At 70.6% G+C, this 18035-nt stretch carries 15 protein-coding genes; 8 read left to right on the top strand and 7 right to left on the bottom strand.

From position 1 onward, the window contains the following. From ABD197_RS02580 to ABD197_RS02565, 4 genes are all read left to right on the top strand, one after another. Complete coding sequence (locus ABD197_RS02580; RefSeq protein ID WP_344051290.1) at window positions 1–981, top strand: amidohydrolase family protein; 981 nt, start codon at window positions 1–3, stop codon at window positions 979–981. After that, window positions 965–2212, top strand: a complete 1248-nt coding sequence (locus ABD197_RS02575) for a kynureninase (RefSeq protein WP_344051288.1) — start codon at window positions 965–967, stop codon at window positions 2210–2212. Before ABD197_RS02580 ends, ABD197_RS02575 begins: the two co-directional genes overlap by 17 nt. A 70-nt stretch (window positions 2213–2282) precedes the next feature. Then, complete coding sequence (locus ABD197_RS02570) at window positions 2283–4025, top strand: aldehyde dehydrogenase family protein (RefSeq protein ID WP_344051285.1); 1743 nt, start codon at window positions 2283–2285, stop codon at window positions 4023–4025. Further along, a complete protein-coding gene (locus tag ABD197_RS02565; RefSeq protein WP_344051283.1) occupies window positions 4022–5644 on the top strand; it encodes a GMC family oxidoreductase in 1623 nt (540 codons plus the stop codon). Before ABD197_RS02570 ends, ABD197_RS02565 begins: the two co-directional genes overlap by 4 nt. Window positions 5645–5663: 19 nt before the next feature. Here the strand turns inward: ABD197_RS02565 and pip are convergent, their stop codons facing one another. Both pip and ypfJ read right to left on the bottom strand, forming a co-directional pair. Then, window positions 5664–6638: a prolyl aminopeptidase gene (gene pip, locus ABD197_RS02560; protein ID WP_344051281.1), complete on the bottom strand. Its 975-nt coding sequence runs from the start codon at window positions 6636–6638 to the stop codon at window positions 5664–5666. Then, entirely contained in the window at window positions 6635–7507 is an 873-nt protein-coding gene (gene ypfJ, locus ABD197_RS02555; RefSeq protein WP_344051279.1) for a KPN_02809 family neutral zinc metallopeptidase, read from the bottom strand. Before ypfJ ends, pip begins: the two co-directional genes overlap by 4 nt. 126 nt (window positions 7508–7633) lie before the next feature. On the opposite strand from ypfJ, the gene ABD197_RS02550 reads away from it, so the two are divergent. Genes ABD197_RS02550 through ABD197_RS02540 form a run of 3 tightly spaced genes read left to right on the top strand, consistent with a single transcriptional unit; the run spans window position 7634 to window position 10895 of the window. Further along, the gene (locus ABD197_RS02550; protein ID WP_344051277.1) at window positions 7634–8647 is read left to right on the top strand and encodes a malate dehydrogenase; all 1014 of its coding nucleotides are present in this window, start codon (window positions 7634–7636) and stop codon (window positions 8645–8647) included. Between the two features lie 5 nt (window positions 8648–8652). Continuing rightward, window positions 8653–10371 (top strand): cation:proton antiporter, encoded by a 1719-nt coding sequence (locus ABD197_RS02545; protein ID WP_344051275.1) that lies wholly within the window; start codon window positions 8653–8655, stop codon window positions 10369–10371. A gap of 41 nt (window positions 10372–10412) precedes the next feature. Further along, window positions 10413–10895 carry a recombinase family protein gene (locus ABD197_RS02540; protein WP_344051273.1) on the top strand — a complete coding sequence of 161 codons (483 nt, stop codon included), beginning with the start codon at window positions 10413–10415 and terminating at the stop codon, window positions 10893–10895. 203 nt (window positions 10896–11098) lie between these two features. Here the strand turns inward: ABD197_RS02540 and ABD197_RS02535 are convergent, their stop codons facing one another. The 5 genes from ABD197_RS02535 to ABD197_RS02515 all read right to left on the bottom strand — a co-directional run bounded on the left by ABD197_RS02535 (window position 11099) and on the right by ABD197_RS02515 (window position 17063). Next, the gene (locus tag ABD197_RS02535) at window positions 11099–13462 is read right to left on the bottom strand and encodes an ATP-binding cassette domain-containing protein (protein ID WP_344051271.1); all 2364 of its coding nucleotides are present in this window, start codon (window positions 13460–13462) and stop codon (window positions 11099–11101) included. Window positions 13463–13542: 80 nt separating this feature from the next. Continuing rightward, complete coding sequence (locus tag ABD197_RS02530; RefSeq protein WP_344051269.1) at window positions 13543–13971, bottom strand: TA system VapC family ribonuclease toxin; 429 nt, start codon at window positions 13969–13971, stop codon at window positions 13543–13545. Next, window positions 13968–14192, bottom strand: coding sequence for a hypothetical protein (locus ABD197_RS02525; protein WP_344051267.1), 225 nt, complete (start codon window positions 14190–14192; stop codon window positions 13968–13970). The genes ABD197_RS02530 and ABD197_RS02525 overlap by 4 nt, the downstream gene beginning before the upstream one ends. A 24-nt stretch (window positions 14193–14216) precedes the next feature. Further along, window positions 14217–14837 carry a DNA-3-methyladenine glycosylase I gene (locus ABD197_RS02520; protein ID WP_344051264.1) on the bottom strand — a complete coding sequence of 207 codons (621 nt, stop codon included), beginning with the start codon at window positions 14835–14837 and terminating at the stop codon, window positions 14217–14219. Between the two features lie 114 nt (window positions 14838–14951). Beyond that, the gene (locus ABD197_RS02515; RefSeq protein WP_344051262.1) at window positions 14952–17063 is read right to left on the bottom strand and encodes an acyl-CoA dehydrogenase family protein; all 2112 of its coding nucleotides are present in this window, start codon (window positions 17061–17063) and stop codon (window positions 14952–14954) included. A 178-nt stretch (window positions 17064–17241) separates the two neighbouring features. Here ABD197_RS02515 and ABD197_RS02510 point away from each other — a divergent pair, with 178 nt between their 5' ends. Further along, window positions 17242–18033, top strand: a complete 792-nt coding sequence (locus tag ABD197_RS02510; protein ID WP_344051260.1) for a glycoside hydrolase family 16 protein — start codon at window positions 17242–17244, stop codon at window positions 18031–18033. Window positions 18034–18035 lie beyond the last annotated feature (2 nt).

Below are 18035 nucleotides of genomic sequence, written 5' to 3'. Positions count from 1 at the left end.
ATGCCGCACGCCGATCTCTCCGCCCTGCACGAGCTGCTCGGACCTGATGCCCGGCCGTGCCGGCGCGCGGTCACCGGCGAGCGCGGGACCGCGCTGCCGGCCTTCACAGATCACCACGTGCACACCCACCTGATCGACGAGGCCCCGCTGTCCCGTCACGGCATCGCCGCCGTCGTGGACCTCGGCGGAGATCCGATCGCCCTGGCGCGCCGGCCGGGCGGCGGCTTCCCCGCCGTCGCCTATGCGGGGGCATTCCTGACCGCACCGGGAGGCTATCCGGTCGGTCGATCGTGGGCGCCCCCGGAGACCACGCACGAGATCACGAACATTTCGCTCGACGCCGGGGTGCCCGGCGGCGTCGCGACCGCGATCGACGAACAGCACACGTGCGGAGCGTCGGTGATCAAGGTCGCCCTCAACTTCTCCTCGGGTCCGGTGTTCGACCTCGAGACGCTGCAGGCGATCGTCGCCTCCGCGCACGCCCGCGGGCTGCCCGTGGTCGCCCACGTCGAAGGCGAGGGGATGCTGCGCCGCGCGCTCGACGCCGGCGTCGACGCCCTCGCGCACACGCCGTTCAGCGAATGGGCCGATCCAGCGTCGATCGCGCGCGCCCGGGCCATGGGGCAGCGGTGGATCTCCACGTTGTCGATCCACGACGGGCCCGACCGTGAGCGCGCGACGATCAATCTGACCACGTTCGCCGCGGCGGGCGGGCGCGTCCTCTACGGCACCGATCTCGGCAACGGCGACCGTGCGAGCGGCATCCAGCCGGACGAACTGGCCTCGCTGGATTCCGCGGGCGTGCGCGGACCCGCCCTGGTCGCGGCACTGGCCGACCCGTGGCCGTTGCGCGAGGCACCGCACGGTGTCGCGTCGTTCGTGGCGGGAGAGGCGCCCGGATCCGTGGATGAAGTCCCCGCCTGGCTGGCCGGCGCCACCGTCGTCCCCACTGAGGAGCTGATCCATGACGACCATCGCTGACGAACTGACCGCCCGGGCGGCCGAGCTCGATGCGGCCGACCCGCTCGCCCCGTACCGCGATGCGTTCATCGGTGCGGAGAGCCCGCTGGTGTACTTCGACGGGAACTCCCTCGGGCGGCCGCTGCGCCGCAGCGCCGAGACCCTCGGACGGTTCGTGCACGAGGAGTGGGGCGGGCGGCTCATCCGCGGCTGGGACGAGTCCTGGATGGAGCTGCCGTTCCGGATCGGCGACGCGATCGGGCGCTCGGTCATCGGCGCGGCGCCCGGGCAGACGGTGATCGGCGACTCCACGACCGTGCTGCTGTACAAGCTCATCCGCGCGGCGTTCGACGCGCAGCGCGCCGCCGACCCCGCCCGAGTCGAGATCGTGATCGACACCGACAACTTCCCGACCGACCGCTACCTCGTCGAGGGCATCGCCGCCGAGCGCGGAGGACGCGTGCGGTGGATCGATGTCGACCGGTCGGCGGGTGTGAGCGCCGCCCAGCTGCGGGATGCCACCGGACCTGCGACGGCCGTCGTCGTGATCAGCCAGATCGCGTACCGCTCGGGGTACCTGGCCGACGCCGAAGCACTCACCCGCATCGCGCACGACGCGGGGGCGCTCATCCTCTGGGACCTGTGCCACTCGGCGGGCTCGGTCGCGGTGCAGGCGGATGCGTGGGGCTTCGACCTCGCCGTCGGCTGCACGTACAAGTACCTCAACGGCGGACCGGGTGCGCCCGCGTTCGCCTACGTCGCCGAGCACCTGCAGTCGCGTCTCGCCCAGCCCATCCAGGGCTGGATGGGCACCGCGGACGTCTTCGCGATGGGTCCCGGCTACACCCCGGCGCCCGGTATCCGGCGCGTCCTCTCGGGGACCCCGCCGATCATCGGCATGCTGCCGGTGCGCGACATGGTCGACCTGATCGCCGAGGTCGGCATCCCGGCGATCCGCGAGAAGTCCGTCGCCCTCACCGAGTTCGCGATCGCCCTGGCCGACGATCTGCTCGCCCCGCTCGGCGTCACGGTCGCCTCGCCGCGTGATGCCGCCGAGCGCGGCGGTCACGTGACGCTGCAGCATCCATCCATGCGCGACGTGACCGCGCGGCTGTGGACGCAGGACGTCATCCCGGACTACCGCGATCCCGCAGGCCTGCGGATCGGACTGTCGCCGCTGTCGACGAGCTTCGCCGAGACCCTCGCGGGCATGCGCGCGGTGCGCGACGCGGTCTCGACCATCACGTCGTGAGATCGAGGCGCACCGATGATGGAACTCAGTTCCGCGCCGTAAGCTGAAGGCCCGCCCGAAGGAGAGCGCCGTGTCGTCCAGCGTGAAAGCCCCCGCCCCGTCCACCGAGGCGCTCCCGGACGGTGCCGACCGGCTCGACGCCGCGATCGACGACCTGAGCGCCGGCACTCGGACGTGGTCGCATCTGACCCTCGCGCAACGCGCGCGCCTGCTGGAGCGGCTGCACGCCACCGTGTCGGCGGTCGCGCAGGAATGGGCCGAGACGGCCGCGACCTCGAAAGGACTCGACCCGCGGCATCCGCTGCGTGGCGAGGAATGGCTGAGCGGTCCGTACGCGACGCTCGTCGCCCTCGAGGCCTATCGCCGCAGCCTCGAGGCGCTGGCGAGCGGACGCAGTCCCCTGGACGGCGTGAAGACGGATGCCGCTCCCGGCGGGCGCCTCCGCGCGCACGTGTTCCCGCTCGCGGCGATGGACTCCGTGCTGCTCTCCGGCTACACCGGCGAAGTGTGGTTCGAGGCGGGAGTCACCCGGCACGAGGCGCTCATGGCGGCGGGCCTCGGCCAGCGCCACCCGACGCGCAGCGGCGGCATCGGACTCGTGCTGGGCGCCGGGAACGTCACCTCGATCCCCGTGCTCGACGTCCTGTACGAACTGCTCGCGCACAACCGCGTCGTGATCCTCAAGGTCAACCCGACGCAGGACTCCCTCGTACCGGTGTTCGAGCGCGCGCTCGCCCCGCTCATCGAGCCGGGGCTGCTGCGCATCGTCACCGGTGCAGGCGACGTCGGCGCCTACCTGACGGGCCACCCGCAGGTCGACCACGTGCACATCACGGGTGCTGCCCCCACGTTCGATGCGATCGTGTGGGGAACGGGGGCGGCGGGCACCCGTCGGCGGCGCGAGGACCGGCCGCAGCTGAAGAAGCCCATCACTTCCGAGCTCGGGGGCGTCTCACCGATCATCGTCGTGCCGGGTACCTGGAGCGCGGCCGACCTCCGCTTCCAGGCCGAGCACGTGGTCACGATGCGCCTGCAGAACAGCGGACACAACTGCATCGCCGGGCAGGTCGTGATCCTCAGCGCCGACTGGCCGCAGCGGGCCGCGTTCCTGCGCGAGCTCCGCCGCGCGTTCGATGCGGCGCCGGCACGGCCGGTCTGGTACCCCCGCAGCGACGAGAAGCTCGACACCGCCGCGGCGAGCTACCCGGATGCCCGCCGGTGCGGCGACGGCTCACGCCTCCTGGTCGAAGTGCGAGCCGGTGCGGATGCCGCCGCCCTGGAGACGACGGAGTACTTCGCGCCCGTCCTCGGTGTCGTCGACCTGCCGGGCAACGGACAGGAGTTCCTCGACGCCGCCGTCGCGCACGCGAACGACGCGCTCGTGGGCACCCTCGGTGCGAACGTGCTGATCGATCCGGCGACACAGTCCGCGCTCGGAGACGGATTCGAGCGGGCGATCGCCGAGCTCCGCTACGGCGCGATCGCGATCAACTCGTGGACGGCGTTCGGATTCCTCACCCCGACGCTCACGTGGGGAGGGTTCCCTGGCGCCACCCTGCAGGACGTCCACAGCGGCATCGGCGTCGTGCACAACGCCCTTCTGCTGGACGGCGTGGAGCGCTCGATCACGCGCGGTCCGTTCCGACCGTTCCCCCGGTCGCTGCGGGGGAGCCGCTTCTCGGTCCTCCCCAAGCCCCCGTGGTTCGTCGACGCGCGGACCGGCGCCGCCGTGAGTGAGGGCTTCACGCGCTACCGGATGGACGGCAACCTCGCCCGGCTCGCCGGCACGCTCGTCCAGGCGTTCCGCGCATGAGCGCGCACGACCTGTCCGCCGACTACGTGATCGTCGGTGCGGGCTCGTCCGGCGCTGCAGTGGCCGCGCGGCTGAGCGAAGACCCGGGGGTCTCCGTCCTGCTGCTGGAGGCCGGCGGCCCCGACACCGCGCTCGAACTGCACGTCCCGGCCGCGTTCTCGAAGCTCTTCCGCGGACGCTACGACTGGAACTACGACACCGTCCCCCAGCCCGAGCTCAAGGACCGCACCGTGTTCTGGCCGCGCGGCAAGACGCTCGGCGGCTCGTCGTCGCTGAACGCCATGATGTGGATCCGCGGTTTCGCGGCGGATTACGACGACTGGGCGGAAGTCGCGGGTGACCGCTGGTCGTGGAACGCGCTCGTCCCCTATTTCCGCCGCGCCGAGCGCACCGAGGACGCGACGCACCCGACGCAGGGCACGAACGGGGCCCAGCGCGTCGAGCACCAGCGCGACCCCCGCGCGCAGACGGCGGCGTTCCTCGAGGCTGCCATCGAGGCGGGACACGCGGTGACGCCACCGAACCTCCCCGATCATCAGGGCTTTTCACAGACCATGGTGTCGCAGCACCGCGGCGCGCGGGCCTCGACCGCGGATGCGTACCTCCGTCCCGCGCGCAGGCGCGCGAACCTCCGGGTCCTCACGAACGCATTCGTGCGGCGGGTGACGTTCGACTCCGACACCGAGGTGCCGCGCGCGACCGGCGTGTACGTCGAGATCGGCGGCATCACCCGCCACGCCGCGGCCCGGCGGGAAGTGATCCTCGCGGGCGGCGCGGTGAACACCCCGCAGCTGCTGATGCTCTCCGGGCTCGGATCCGCCGATCACCTGGCCGATCTCGGCATCCCGATCATCGCCGACCGACCCGGCGTCGGGGCGAACCTGCAGGATCACCTCGTCGCGGGGCTCGCCCCCTCCGCCCACAGCGGCACCCTGTACGGAGCCACCCGCACGGCCGAACTCGCCCGGTACCTCACGACGCGGCGCGGGATGCTGACCTCGAACGTCGCGGAAGCGTACGGGTTCGTGCGCACCGATGTCGCGGACCGCACCGGGATGGCGGCCGAGCTTCCCGATATCGAGATCATCTTCGCGTCGGCGCCGTACGTGGGCGAGGGACTCGTGCCACCGCCCGCGGAGGGCCTCACGGTCGGTGCGATCCTGCTGCGGCCGCGCAGTCGCGGGACCATCCGCCTGCGCTCGGCAGACCCCGCCGACAAGCCGCTCATCGACCCGCGCTATCTGTCCGACAGCGAGGGGGTCGACCGGGCGACGATGCTCGCGGGGCTCGCGGAGTGCGAGCGACTGCTGTCCACCCCCGCGATGCGTGCTGTGACCACCGGCGGTTGGGTTCAGCCGGAGGGCGGGGAGGACATGACGCCGCACGAGCGCGCCGAACTGTCGCTGCGGCGCTACTCCCACACGCTCTACCACCCGGTCGGCACGGCGCGGATGGGAACGGATGCCGACGCGGTCGTGGATCCCGAGCTTCGCGTGCGCGGGGTCGCGGGACTCCGCGTCGCCGATGCGTCCGTGATCCCGTCGCTCATCCGCGGGCACACGAACGCCCCCGCGATCGTGGTCGGTGAGGTCGCGGCCGACCTCATCCGGGGGCGCTGAACCGCGGCATCCGTCCGGGTCAGCCGGCGAAGCGGTCGGTCGCGGCGACGAGCGCCGCGGCGATGCCCGGCTCGCTCGCCGAGTGCCCGGCGTCGTCGACGACCACGAGCTCGGCCTCGGGCCACGCCCGGTGCAGGTCCCAGGCGGTCATGATGGGCGTGCACATGTCGTAGCGCCCCTGGACGATGATGGCGGGGATGCCGCGCAGCGCGCCAGCGTCGGCGATGAGCTGCTCGTCGCGGAACCATCCCCCGTGCACGAAGAAATGGTTCTCGATGCGGGCGAAGGCGGTGGCCGCCGCGGGCTCGGTCATCGCGGCGACGAGGGCCTCATCCGGGCGCAGGGTGAGCGTGGCGGCCTCCCAGCGCGACCATGCCACCGCGGCCGGAACGTGGACCGCCGGGTCGGGATCGTTCAGCCGCCGGTGGTAGGCCTCGATCATGCGCGAGCGCTCGAGCACCGGGATCGGCGCGATGAAGTCCTCCCACAGGTCCGGGAACACCGCCGACGCGCCGCCCTCGTAGAACCACTCCAGCTCGTGGCGGCGCAGGGTGAAGACCCCGCGCAGGACGAGCTCGGTCACGGCATCCGGATGCGTCTCCGCATACGCGAGGGCGAGCGCGCTCCCCCACGAGCCGCCGAAGACCTGCCACCGGTCGATGCCGAGGTTGCGGCGCAGCAGCTCGATGTCGGCGACGAGGTGCCACGTGGTGTTGTAGCGGAGATCCGCGCCCGGTTCGCTCGCGTGCGGCGTGCTGCGCCCGCAGCCGCGCTGGTCGAACAGCACGATGCGGTACTTCTCGGGGTCGAACAGGCGCCGGTGCCACGCGGATGTCCCCGCTCCGGGGCCGCCGTGCAGGAACACGACCGGCTTGCCGTCGGGATTGCCGCTCTGCTCCCAATACAGGCGGTGGCCGTCGCCGGCCAGGAGCATCCCGGTCTCGTACGGTTCGATCTCCGGGTAGAGGCAGTCGAGTTCGTCGGGCTGGGTCATAGATCGCTTCCTGCGACGGCGAACGTGTCGCACGCCGCGATGCCGCCGTCGAGTCCGGTCGAGAACCAGCGCGCGCGCTGCTCGCTGGAGCCGTGCGTCCAGGTCTCGGGGTTCACGGCACCTCCGGACTGCTGTTGGATATGGTCGTCGCCGACGGTCTGCGCGGCGTTGAGCGCGTCGTTGATCTCCTGCTGGGTAGGCGGCTTCAGATAGGGCACGCCGTTCTCGTCGACCGTCTGGGAGGCCCCGGCGACCCACGCACCAGCGAAGCAGTCGGCCTGCAGTTCGGTGCGGACGCCGTTCGAGTCCTCGCCCGTGCCGTTGTTCGGGTACTGCTGCATGATGCCGGTGATCTGCTGGATGTGGTGGCCGTACTCGTGGGCGAGCACGTACAGCTGCGACAGCGACCCCGCCGTGGCACCGAACTGGTCGCGCAGGAGCGCGAAGAAGGTCGGATCGACGTAGATCGTCTCTTCGGGCGGGCAGTAGAACGGACCGGTCGCGTTGGAGGCTGTGCCGCACTGGCTGGAGGTGGACTGGTCGACGATGATGAGCGTCGGCTCGCGGTAGCCCTCGACGTTCTCGGCCCAGAACTGGTTGATGGACAGGGATGCCGCCGCCAGACGGCAGTCATCGCTCGCGTTCGCGTCGGCCCCGGTCTCGCAGTTCGCGATCGCCGTGCCGGTGTCTGCCGGGTTCGGCACACCCCCGCCGCCGAGGAGGCCGGAGATGTCGGTGCCCGTGAAGAGCTGGAACAGCAGCACCGCGATCGCGCCGATGCCCGCGATGCCGCCGCCGGCCACCGCGACGCCGGCACCCCGGCGGCGGGCGGAGTTGCCTCCGACGCTCGCGTTGTCGTTGAAGGTCATGGGATCACGGTACCGGTGCCGCCGCGCGCGGTCCGGGAAATCCGCCTGCGACGGGCGGTATTGCTCGGCGCGGTCCGATCCGGTATGCGTCTGCGCGCGGACAGGCGCCGCAATAGGCTCTCGTTCATGGCGACCTCGAGACAGCGCGAGACCACGGTCACGATCACCGGCGCGGGCGGGCAGATCGGCTACGCCCTGCTGTACCGGATCGCCGCGGGCGACATGCTCGGCCCGGACCGGCCGGTCCGCCTCCGGCTCCTCGAGATCCCGCAGGGGATCCGCAGCGCCGAGGGGGCTGCCCTCGAGCTGCAGGACTGCGCGTTTCCGCTGCTGCGTGACGTGGAGATCAGCGACGCTCCGGCCGTCGCGTTCGACGGATGCGACATCGCCCTGCTCGTCGGCGCACGCCCGCGAGGACCCGGGATGGAACGGGCCGACCTCCTCGCCGCGAACGCCGGCATCTTCGGTCCGCAGGGCGCGGCGATCGGCGAGGCTGCTTCCGACGGCGTGCGCGTCGTCGTGGTCGGCAACCCCGCGAACACGAACGCACTCATCGCCGCGGCATCCGCTTCCGGGATCCCGGCCGACCGCTTCACCGCCCTGACCCGGCTCGATCACAACCGCGCCGTCGGCCAGCTCACCCAGACCCTCGGCGTCCGCGCCGACGAGATCGAGAACGTCGCGATCTGGGGCAATCACTCCGCGACGCAGTTCCCCGACGTCTCCCACGCGCGGGCCCGCGGCGAACGCGTTGTCGACGCGCTCGCCGAACGGCTCGGCGGTGGGGATGCCGCGCAGGCGTGGCTGGATGACACCTTCATCCCGCGGGTCGCGAAGCGCGGGGCGGAGATCATCGAGGTGCGCGGCTCGTCATCGGTCGCCTCCGCCGCGAACGCCGCGATCGAGCACGTGCGCGACGAGCAGGCCGGGACGCCCTGGACGTCGGCGGCCGTCGTCTCGCGCGGCGAATACGGCGTGCCGGAAGGCCTGGTCTGCTCGTTCCCGGTGCGCTCCGACGGGAACGGCTATCGCGTGATCGAAGGACTCGAGGTCGACGCCCGCGCCCGCGCCCGCATCGAGGCCTCCGTGGCGGAACTCGTCGCGGAACGCGACGCCGTCCGCGCGCTCGGGGTGTTCTAGCGGCGATGGAACTGCTCCTCGTCGCAGTCGTCGGCGTCGTTGTTGTCTCCCTCGCCACGGCGCTCGCCCCGCGCGTGGGGATCGCCGGGCCCCTCGCGCTGGTGGCGATCGGCATCGGCGTGAGCCTTCTGCCGTTCGTCCCCGCGTGGGAGATCGACCCCGAGATCATCCTCGTCGGTGTCCTGCCTCCACTGCTGTACTCATCGGCCGTGCAGCTGCCCGCGATCGAGTTCCGGCGTGACTTCCGCCCGATCGCCGGGCTCTCCATCCTCCTCGTCCTGGTCAGCACGGCCGCTCTCGCCGTCCTGTTCGGCCTGGTGATCCCCGGGATCGACCCGTACCTGGCGATCGCCATGGGGGCGCTGCTGAGTCCGACGGATGCCGTCGCGACATCGATCGCGAAACGAGTGGGCATCTCCCCACGGGTCGTGACGATGCTCGAAGGCGAGAGCCTGCTCAACGACGCGACCTCGCTCGTGCTGCTGCGCACCGCCGTCGCGGCGATCGCGATCGGCAGCGTCCCGATCGGCGGAGCCGTGATCGATTTCGGGTGGGGAGTGGTCGTCGCGATCGTCGTGGGCGGCCTTGTCGGTCTGCTGGCGCTCCGCGTGCGCGCATGGCTCGCCCACTCGGCCGCCAATACCGCGCTGAGCTTCGTCGTCCCCTTCGTCGCCTACCTTCCGACCGAGCAGCTCGGCGGTTCCGGCCTGGTCGCCGCGGTGGTCGCCGGCATCGTCACCGGCCAGGGCGCGGCGAGATGGTTCACGCCGGAGCAGCGCCTGTCGGACGAGCTGAACTGGCGCACGGTGGAGCTCGTGCTCGAGGGCGCGGTCTTCCTGATCATGGGGCTGCAGCTCAAGGAGATCGTGCGGCTCAACATCGAGGACCACCAGGGTCTGTGGCACGGCGCGTGGCTCGCCGGATGCGCACTTCTCGTGCTCATCGCGGTCCGCGCGGCGTACGTCAGCGTGCTGCTGTGGACCCAGGCGCGCCGGGCCAAGCGGATGACCCGCGCACGGGTCGAGGCCTTCGCGCGGCGGATCGACGGGGCCGTCCAGCGGTCGCGCGACACGTCCAGTGGTGGGCCGGATGAACGCCGCGATCGCTGGCTCAGCCGCATGCGCCGCCGTATTTCGCGGACACTCACCGATCTGGACTACTACCAGGCCTCCCCGCTCGGCTGGAAGCACGGCACGGTCATCGTCTGGGCCGGGATGCGCGGCGTGGTCACCCTCGCCGCCGCTCAGACCCTGCCTGCCGGCCCCGTGCAGGCCCTCTTGGTCTTCGTCGCGTTCCTGGTGGCGGTCGGCAGCCTCATGCTGCAGGGGTTCACCCTCCCGTGGCTCGTCCGCGCCCTTCGCATCGAGGACTCGGCCTCGGCCGGACCGACGGCGGAGGAGCAACGGCGCATCGACGAGGAGATGCGCGTGGCGGCCGCCGCGCACCTCACGACGGGTGACCTCACGAAGCGCGACGGTCGGGCCTTCGACCCGGCACTCGTGGAGCGCGTCGGCTCGCGTCTCACTCAGCCCCCCGACGACGATGTGACCTCGCTCGCCCACGACATGCTCGAGCTGCGTCTCGCGATGATCGGCGCGATGCGGGTGCGATTGAACGACCTCTCCCGTGACGGGACATTCAGCACCGCGGCGCTGCGTCACGCCCTCGCGGAGCTGGACGCCGATCAGCTCAGTCTCGAGCTGAGGCTCGACGACGATTTCTGAGCGGTCACGCGGCGGGCGGCATCCGGGTGAGAATGGAGACCATGAGCGAGAGAGCGGATGCCGCCCGGCAGCGCTCCGCCGCGCTCGACGCCGACCCGCACAGCCGGACCAGCCCGCTGCACCTGCCGCACGAGGCGGCCGAGTGCCCGCAGTGCTTCACCGAGCTGCAGCGCGATCGTGACTGGTGGCTCGCCCGACCGGCGGGATCACGCCTCGTGGGTCTGGTGATCTCCCGCGAGGACATGCCGAGCGTCACCGAGCAGCGCGAAGAGCTCACGCGTTTCGGAGTGCCGATCGAGGGGTTCCGGCATCCGGCCCCGGAGACGCTCGAGTCGTGGGAGCAACGACTCGTCCGCCTGTTCGGCACCCTCAAGACCGGCGATGTGCTCGTCGTCGCGACCGTGCACGCCCTCGGCCGCGACATCGACGAAGAGACCCGGACCGTCGCCGAGCTGCGACGGCGCGGTGTCATGGTGAAGGTGCTGAGCCACGGCGGCCGGCACCTCTTCGACGCCGGGCGCTGAGCGCATCTCCGGGGCTTCGCGGGGTCCTTCATCCGCGAGGCATGCCCCGGCGGCGGCCTCCGGCCGGCGCCCCCGCCAGACCCGATGCCAGCCTCGCGGACGAACGACCCCGCTCCGCGGACGCTCAGGCGGCGGCCTCCGGCCGGCGCCCCCGCCAGACCCGATGCCAGCCTCGCGGACGAACGACCCCGCTCCGCTGACGCTCAGGCGCCGACGTAGGCCTTCAGGTGGCGGGCCGTCAGGGTGTCGGCGGACCCGACCAGGTCGGCCGGTGTGCCCTCGAACACGATCGTGCCGCCGTCGTGGCCCGCACCGGGTCCGATGTCGATGATCCAGTCGGCGTGCGCCATCACCGCCTGATGGTGCTCGATCACGATGACCGAGTTGCCGGCATCCACGAGCCGATCGAGCATCGCGAGCATGTTGTCGACGTCGGCGAGGTGCAGACCGGTCGTCGGCTCGTCGAGAACGTAGATCGCGCCTTTCTTCGCCATCGAGATCGCGAGCTTGAGCCGCTGTCGCTCGCCGCCGGACAGCGTGTTGAGGGCCTGACCGAGCGTGATGTAGCCAAGTCCGACGTCGCTCATGCGCGCGAGCGTCGTGCGGGCCGCCGCCGCGACCGCCTTGGACCCGCCGAAGAACTCCTCTGCCTCTGCCGCGGACATCGCGAGCACCTCGGCGATGTTGCGCCCGTCGAGCGTGTATTCGAGCACTTCGTCGCTGAACCCGGATCCGCCGCACAGTTCGCACAGGGTCTCCACGGTCGGCGTGAAGCCGAGCGTCGTGATGATCACCCCGAGCCCACGGCACGCGGGGCACGCGCCCTCGGAGTTCGCGCTGAACAGGGCCGGCTTCACGCCGTTCGCCTTCGCGAACGCTGCACGGATCGCGTCGAGGATCCCGGTGTAGGTCGCCGGACTGCTGCGGCGGGACCCCTTGATCGGCGCCTGATCGACGACCACGACATCGTCGAAGCGTGGCACGTTCCCGTGGATGAGCGAGGACTTGCCGGAACCGGCGACGCCGGTGACGACCGTGAGGATGCCGAGGGGGATGTCCACATCGACGTTCTTCAGGTTGTGCTGGGTCGCCCCGCGGATCTCCAGCGCTCCGGTCGCGGTGCGGGTCGACTCCTTCAGCCTCGCCCGGTGATCGAGGTGGCGCCCGGTGAGGGTGTCCGACGCGCGGAGGCCGGCGACATCTCCCTGGTAGCGGATCTCGCCTCCCGCTCGCCCGGCGCCCGGGCCGAGGTCGACGACGTGGTCGGCGATCTCGATGACCTCGGGCTTGTGCTCGACGACGAGCACCGTGTTGCCCTTGTCGCGGAGGAGCTTGAGCAGCGCGTTCATGCGCTGGATGTCATGCGGGTGGAGTCCCGCGGTCGGCTCGTCGAACACGTAGCTGATGTCGGTGAGGGCCGAACCCAGGTGGCGGATCATCTTCGTCCGCTGGGACTCCCCGCCGGAGAGCGTGCCGGAGGAGCGGTCGAGCGAGAGGTAGCCGAGTCCGATGTCGACGAACGAGTCGATCGTCGCGCGCAGCCCCTGCATGAGCGGGGCGACCTCGGGGTCGTCGATCGTGGCCAGCCACGCCGCCAGGTCGGTGATCTGCATGGCCGCGGCATCCGCGATGCTCTTCCCGCGGATCTTCGACGAGCGCGCGCCCTCGTTCAGCCGCGTGCCCTCGCACTCGGGGCAGGCGGTGAACTTCACCGCGCGCTCGACGAACGCGCGGATGTGCGGTTGCAGCGCATCCCGGTCCTTCTGGAGCATCGACTTGGTGATCTTGGGGATGAGCCCCTCGTACGTCATGTTGATGTTCTGGATCTTGACCTTCGTCGGCTCCTTGTAGAGGAAGTCCGCGAGCTCCTGCGCGGAGTAGTCCTTGATCGGCTTGTTCGGATCGACGAAGCCCGACTCGGTGAACCCGCGCACCATCCAGCCGTCCACGCTGTAGCCGGGGATCTTGATCGCCCCCTCGGCGAGCGACTTGCTGCGGTCGAACAGCTCGTCCAGGTCGACGTCGCTCGCCTCGCCGAGCCCTTCGCACCGCGGGCACATGCCGCCGGTGATCTCGAACGAGCGACGCTCCTTGACCTGCTTCCCGCCCTTCTCGAACGTCACGGCGCCCGCACCGGAGACGGAGGGGATGTTGAAGGAGAACGCCTGAGGGGACCCGACGTGCGGCTGCCCGAGCCGGCTGAACAGGATCCGCAGCATCGCGTGCGCGTCGGTTGCCGTGCCGACCGTGGAGCGGGCGTTGGACCCCATGCGCTCCTGATCGACGATGATCGCGGGACTCACGTTCTCCAGCGCGTCGACCTCGGGGCGGCTGAGCTGACCCATGAACTGCTGGACGAACGTCGGATAGGTCTCGTTGATCAGACGCTGCGACTCGTTCGCGATCGTCCCGAACACGAGCGAGGACTTGCCCGAGCCGCTCACCCCGGTGAAGACCGTGAGGCGGCGCTTCGGTATCTCGACGTCGACGTTCTTGAGGTTGTTCTCGCGCGCGCCGACCACCCGGATCTTCTCGTGCGAATCGGCGATGTGGGTGCTCTGCGTCATGGGTCTGCGTGTCCTCTCCGCGGCGACGCTCCATTGTGGCGGAGGCCGCCGACACATCGCTCGTGGCGATCCTCCCCTGATCAGGGGATCAGCGCGACCACCTGCGCACCGCTCGGCACGGCCGAGGTCACGATGCGCGTGTCGAAGGTCGCGAGCATCGCGTCGTTCGATGACGCGAGGTGCAGCAGGTACGTGTCGGTGACCTGCGAGCTGGCCAGCAGCCGCTCGGTGTGCACGGAGCCGTCGAGAAGGCTCACCGAGTCGGGAAGGAAGGCGTGATCGTCCCGCGCCGCGAGACTGGCCAGACTCGCAAGGACCACCGGCGCGGGCTGACTGTTCGGGTATTTCGGGTTGCTCACGACGCGCACGACGCCGTTCTGGACGGTCGGACTGGTGTGCCATGGGGCGCTCTCGCGCGCCGTGAACCATCGGTGCGCGCGATCGTGATGCACGTGCAGGGGGTCGATCAGAGCGATGACGACGTTGACGTCGAGGAGGTGGCGGGTCATGACGCGTCGTCGCGGAGCGCGTTCACATCATCGAGCGTCGCCGCGGTGCCCGACCCCGCCGGCAGCAGAACGATGCCGTTCCGCGTGTCGAAGCGGCGGCGTTCGGTCAGCGTCGCCCGCGCGAGCTGCGAGATCGCCTCGCCCAGCGTGATGCCCCGCGAGTCGGCGAACTGCTTGGCCGCGGCGAGGACGTCGTCGTCGATGGAGAGGGTCGTGCGCACGCATCAAGCATCACGCATCACGCATCACGCAGTCAACATCGCGGTCCGCCAACACCCGGACACGTGGTCGTCGACCATCCCGGTCGATTGCATGAGCGCGTACATCGTCGTCGGCCCGACGAACCGGAAGCCACGCTTCCGCAACGCCGTGCTCATCGCCTGCGACTCGGCGGTGACCGCCGGGACCTCGGCGAACGAGTCCGGTCGCTGCCGCCCCGGGCCCGGCGCGAACGACCACAGCAACGCGTCGAGGTCACCGGGCGCCATTCCGAGCAGCAATCGAGCGTTGGAGATCGTGGCGTGGATCTTGGCGCGGTTGCGGATGATGCCGGCATCCGTCATCAGCCGTTCGACATCGTCCTCACCGAACGCCGCGACCGCCTCCGGCTCGAAGCCCTCGAAGACCTCGCGGAAGCGCGGCCGCTTGCGCAGGATCGTGATCCAGCTGAGGCCCGCCTGGAACCCCTCGAGGCTCATCTTCTCGAACAGCGCTCGGTCGCCGTGCAGGGGGACGCCCCACTCCTCGTCGTGGTAGCGGATGTACTCCGCATCTTCACCGACCCACCCGCATCGCGGTCGTCCATCGGCGCCCACGCGCACATCTGCACTCACCCGCTCAGCGTAGGACGCTCCACGGACACGCATGCTCGGCATCCGCTCGCCGCGTCAGTGAAACGACGACTGCGCGTCGAGAGCGTGGGGTTCACCCACCGTCTCGACGTGCAGTCGTCGTCTCAGCGTCGGGGGACGCAGAGCGGGTCAGGACACGACGCGCTTGGCCGCCTTCTCCGAGATCGGAGCCCGACCCGACTCGGCGAGCGCGCGGTAGTAGGCGCGCGCCTCGTCCTGACGCTCCTGCTCCGCACCCGACGCGATGGGCGCACGCACGTGCTCGGGGGCGTACCCGAACGCGTCGACCAGGTCCTGCGCGTGCGGACGCAGGCGCAGGCAGAGCCGGTCGATGTAGGACGACACCGCCGCGGCGCGCTGGGTGGAGAGCCGGCCGTTGATCAGATACCAGGCCAGGTGCTTCTCGATGAGGCCGAGTCCGAAGAGGTCGCGCAGCCACGTCAGGACCCGCGACGTGCCCTCGTCCTGGATGCCGGTGACGGCATCCGTGAAGGCCTCCCACTGCAGCAGCTCGGCGTGCGCACGGGCCGCCTCGATCAGCTCCGCCTGGTTCGCGTTGAACAGGGCGGCCGCATCCGCGGGCGAGAGACCGGATGCCGGCCGCAGACGTCCCGCGATGTCGGCGACCATCTGCTGCACGCGTCCGGCCAGCAGCTCGTGCTGCTGGTCGCCGCGAAGCCCCCGCTCGACCGCCCGCGCCGTCGAGCCGAAGTCCGTGACCGTCTGCCCGAGCTGGCGGAGTCCCGCGCCGTGGAAGAGCTTGCCGGCGGTCTGCCCGACGGCGTACGCGGCGAGCGCCTTGGCGTCCTTCCCCTTGAACTGCCGGCCGAAGTCGCCGAGCAGACGCTTGCCGACGAGCTGGAGCAGGATGTTGTTGTCGCCCTCGAACGTGACGTAGATGTCCAGGTCGGCGCGCAGGCCCACCAGGCGGTTCTCGAAGAGGAAGCCGTTGCCGCCGCACGCTTCGCGTGCCTCCTGCAGCGTGTCCAGCGCGTGCCAGGTCGACAGCGGCTTGAGGGCGGCGGCGAGCGTCTCGAGGTCTTCGCGGTCGGCATCCGAGTCGGCCTTGCCGCTGAAGACCGCATCGAACTTCTGCAGGAACTCGTCGTGGGCGAAGATCGTCGCGTACGTCGTCGCGAGCCGCGACAGCAGTCGGCGCTGGTGCTTGCCGTAGTCCAGCAGCACGACCTCGTCGGTGCCGCTGCCCGAGTCGAACTGGCGACGCTGGTTCGCGTACGTGACCGCGATGTCCAGGCCGAGCGCCGAGGCCCAGGCGGCCGAGCCGTCGAGGGAGACGCGACCCTGCACGAGCGTGCCGAGCATCGTGAAGAAGCGGCGCCCCGGGCTGGAGATCTCACTCGAGTACGTGCCGTCGGGGGCGACGTCGCCGTACTTGTTCAGGAGGTTCGTGCGCGGGACCCGGACGTGGTCGAAGTGCAGCCGACCGTTGTCGATGCCGTTCAGGCCGCCCTTGAGACCGTCGTCCTCACCGCCGACGCCGGGCAGGAAGGCACCGTTCTCGTCGCGCAGCGGCACGTAGAAGCAGTGCACGCCGTGGTTCACGCCGTTCGTGATGAGCTGCGCGAACACCGTCGCGGCGATGCCGTGCAGCGCCGCGTTGCCGAGGTAGTCCTTCCACGCTGCGCGGAAGGGCGTGTGGATCACGAACTCCTCGGTCTCGGGGTCGTACGTCGCCGTGGTGCCGATCGCCGCGACGTCGGAACCGTGGCCGGTCTCGGTCATCGCGAACGCGCCGGGGATCTCCAGGCTCATGATGCCGGGAAGCCACTTGTCGTGGTGCTCCGTCGTTCCCAGCTGGAGGACAGCGGAGCCGAAGAGGCCCCATTGGACACCGGACTTGATCTGCAGGCTCGGGTCGGCCGCGACGAGCTCTTCGAAGCCGGCGATGTTCGCTCCGTTGTTCTCCTCCCCGCCGAAGCGCTTCGGAAACGCCCGGTGCACGCCGCCCTGCTCGACGAGCAGGTGCAGCTGACCGAGGACGCGCTCGCGGTGCTCGTCCATCCCGAGCCCGTCGACCCGCCAGAACGCGGGGTCCTTGATCATCTCGCGCGCCTCACGGCGGGTGTCGGCCCACGTGCCCAGGAGCAGATCGGTGACGCGGTCGACGTCGATGCGCGGCTCGGCGGCTTCGGCGGCGGAGTGCGGGGCGGTCGGGGCACCGCCGGCGGGGGTGCGCTGGCTTGTGGACGGCTTGCGGGAACGGACGGCGGCGTCGGTCATTGCGGCACCTTTCGGTGGGAGGAGGAGTGCCTTCAACGGTAGGACTCCCACAACAGGTCCCCAAGTCGGTTGACGATCCCGACAAGGAGTTCCGGCTCGTCAGACCGGGATGCTTGTGGTCTCCCGACAGCAGCCCGCTCGCACGGCCGGTGTCGGCGGTCCGGGCCACACTGGAGCGATGGAGCAGCCCTCCCTCGACCTCGCCGCGCGGACGCCCGATCACGCGGAGCACTTCCGCGCCGGGCGACTCGACGAGTCGCGGTGGTGGCCGTACTACACACCGCATTGGGCATCCCGTGCGGCATCCGCAGCCCGCTACGAGCTCGGTCCGGAGGGCATCACCCTGCGCATCGACGAGGACACCGCGCCGTGGTCACCCGAGTATGACGGAATGACGCGCACCTCGACCCTGCAGACCGGGCAGCTGTCGGGCCCGTTCGGCAGTACGCGCGGGCAGCACCGCTACCGCGACGGTCTCGTGGTGCGCGAAGAACAGCCCGAGCGGCGGCTCTGGGTGCCGCACTTCGGCGTGATCGAGGTGCGGATGCGGGCCATCCGGCATCCCGATGCGATGGTCGCGTTCTGGCCGATCGGCTTCGAAGAGCGCCCGGAGGACTGCGGCGAGATCTGCGTCGCCGAGATCTTCGGCTCGGATCTCGACGACTCGGGCGGGTGGGTCGGTGTCGGCGTGAAGCCGCAGAACGATCCGCGCCTGAAACTCGACTTCGAGAAGGTTCGCGTCGACGGGGATCTCACCGAGTTCCATGACTACGCCGTGGACTGGCAGCGCGACGCGATCCACTTCTTCGTCGACGGCCGCTGGGTCAAGACCTCGCGGCAGAGCATCGACTATCCCGTGCAGTTCATGCTGAACGTGTACGAGTTCCCGAGCGCCACAGGCGTGCGGGATGCCGCTGCCCTGCCGCACCGCTTCGACATCGCGCACGTGCGCACGTTCGCCCCGGTCTGAGG

Origin of the sequence: Microbacterium lacus (genome assembly GCF_039531105.1) — a bacterium.
Taxonomy (GTDB): Bacteria; Actinomycetota; Actinomycetes; order Actinomycetales; family Microbacteriaceae; genus Microbacterium; species Microbacterium lacus.
Note: the sequence above shows the minus strand (reverse complement) of the source record. Positions and strands in the feature narration are given on the sequence as shown.

Excerpts from the sequence above, each read along its gene's own strand:
- ABD197_RS02550 (WP_344051277.1), top strand. The coding sequence starts at position 7,634 with ATGGCGACCTCGAGACAGCGCGAGACCACGGTCACGATCACCGGCGCG.
- ABD197_RS02580 (WP_344051290.1), top strand. The coding sequence starts at position 1 with ATGCCGCACGCCGATCTCTCCGCCCTGCACGAGCTGCTCGGACCTGAT.
- ypfJ (WP_344051279.1), bottom strand. The coding sequence starts at position 7,507 with ATGACCTTCAACGACAACGCGAGCGTCGGAGGCAACTCCGCCCGCCGC.
- ABD197_RS02535 (WP_344051271.1), bottom strand. The coding sequence starts at position 13,462 with ATGACGCAGAGCACCCACATCGCCGATTCGCACGAGAAGATCCGGGTG.
- ABD197_RS02575 (WP_344051288.1), top strand. The coding sequence starts at position 965 with ATGACGACCATCGCTGACGAACTGACCGCCCGGGCGGCCGAGCTCGAT.
- ABD197_RS02510 (WP_344051260.1), top strand. The coding sequence starts at position 17,242 with ATGGAGCAGCCCTCCCTCGACCTCGCCGCGCGGACGCCCGATCACGCG.
- ABD197_RS02565 (WP_344051283.1), top strand. The coding sequence starts at position 4,022 with ATGAGCGCGCACGACCTGTCCGCCGACTACGTGATCGTCGGTGCGGGC.
- ABD197_RS02545 (WP_344051275.1), top strand. The coding sequence starts at position 8,653 with ATGGAACTGCTCCTCGTCGCAGTCGTCGGCGTCGTTGTTGTCTCCCTC.
- ABD197_RS02520 (WP_344051264.1), bottom strand. The coding sequence starts at position 14,837 with ATGCGTGTCCGTGGAGCGTCCTACGCTGAGCGGGTGAGTGCAGATGTG.
- ABD197_RS02540 (WP_344051273.1), top strand. The coding sequence starts at position 10,413 with ATGAGCGAGAGAGCGGATGCCGCCCGGCAGCGCTCCGCCGCGCTCGAC.
- pip (WP_344051281.1), bottom strand. The coding sequence starts at position 6,638 with ATGACCCAGCCCGACGAACTCGACTGCCTCTACCCGGAGATCGAACCG.
- ABD197_RS02515 (WP_344051262.1), bottom strand. The coding sequence starts at position 17,063 with ATGACCGACGCCGCCGTCCGTTCCCGCAAGCCGTCCACAAGCCAGCGC.
- ABD197_RS02530 (WP_344051269.1), bottom strand. The coding sequence starts at position 13,971 with ATGACCCGCCACCTCCTCGACGTCAACGTCGTCATCGCTCTGATCGAC.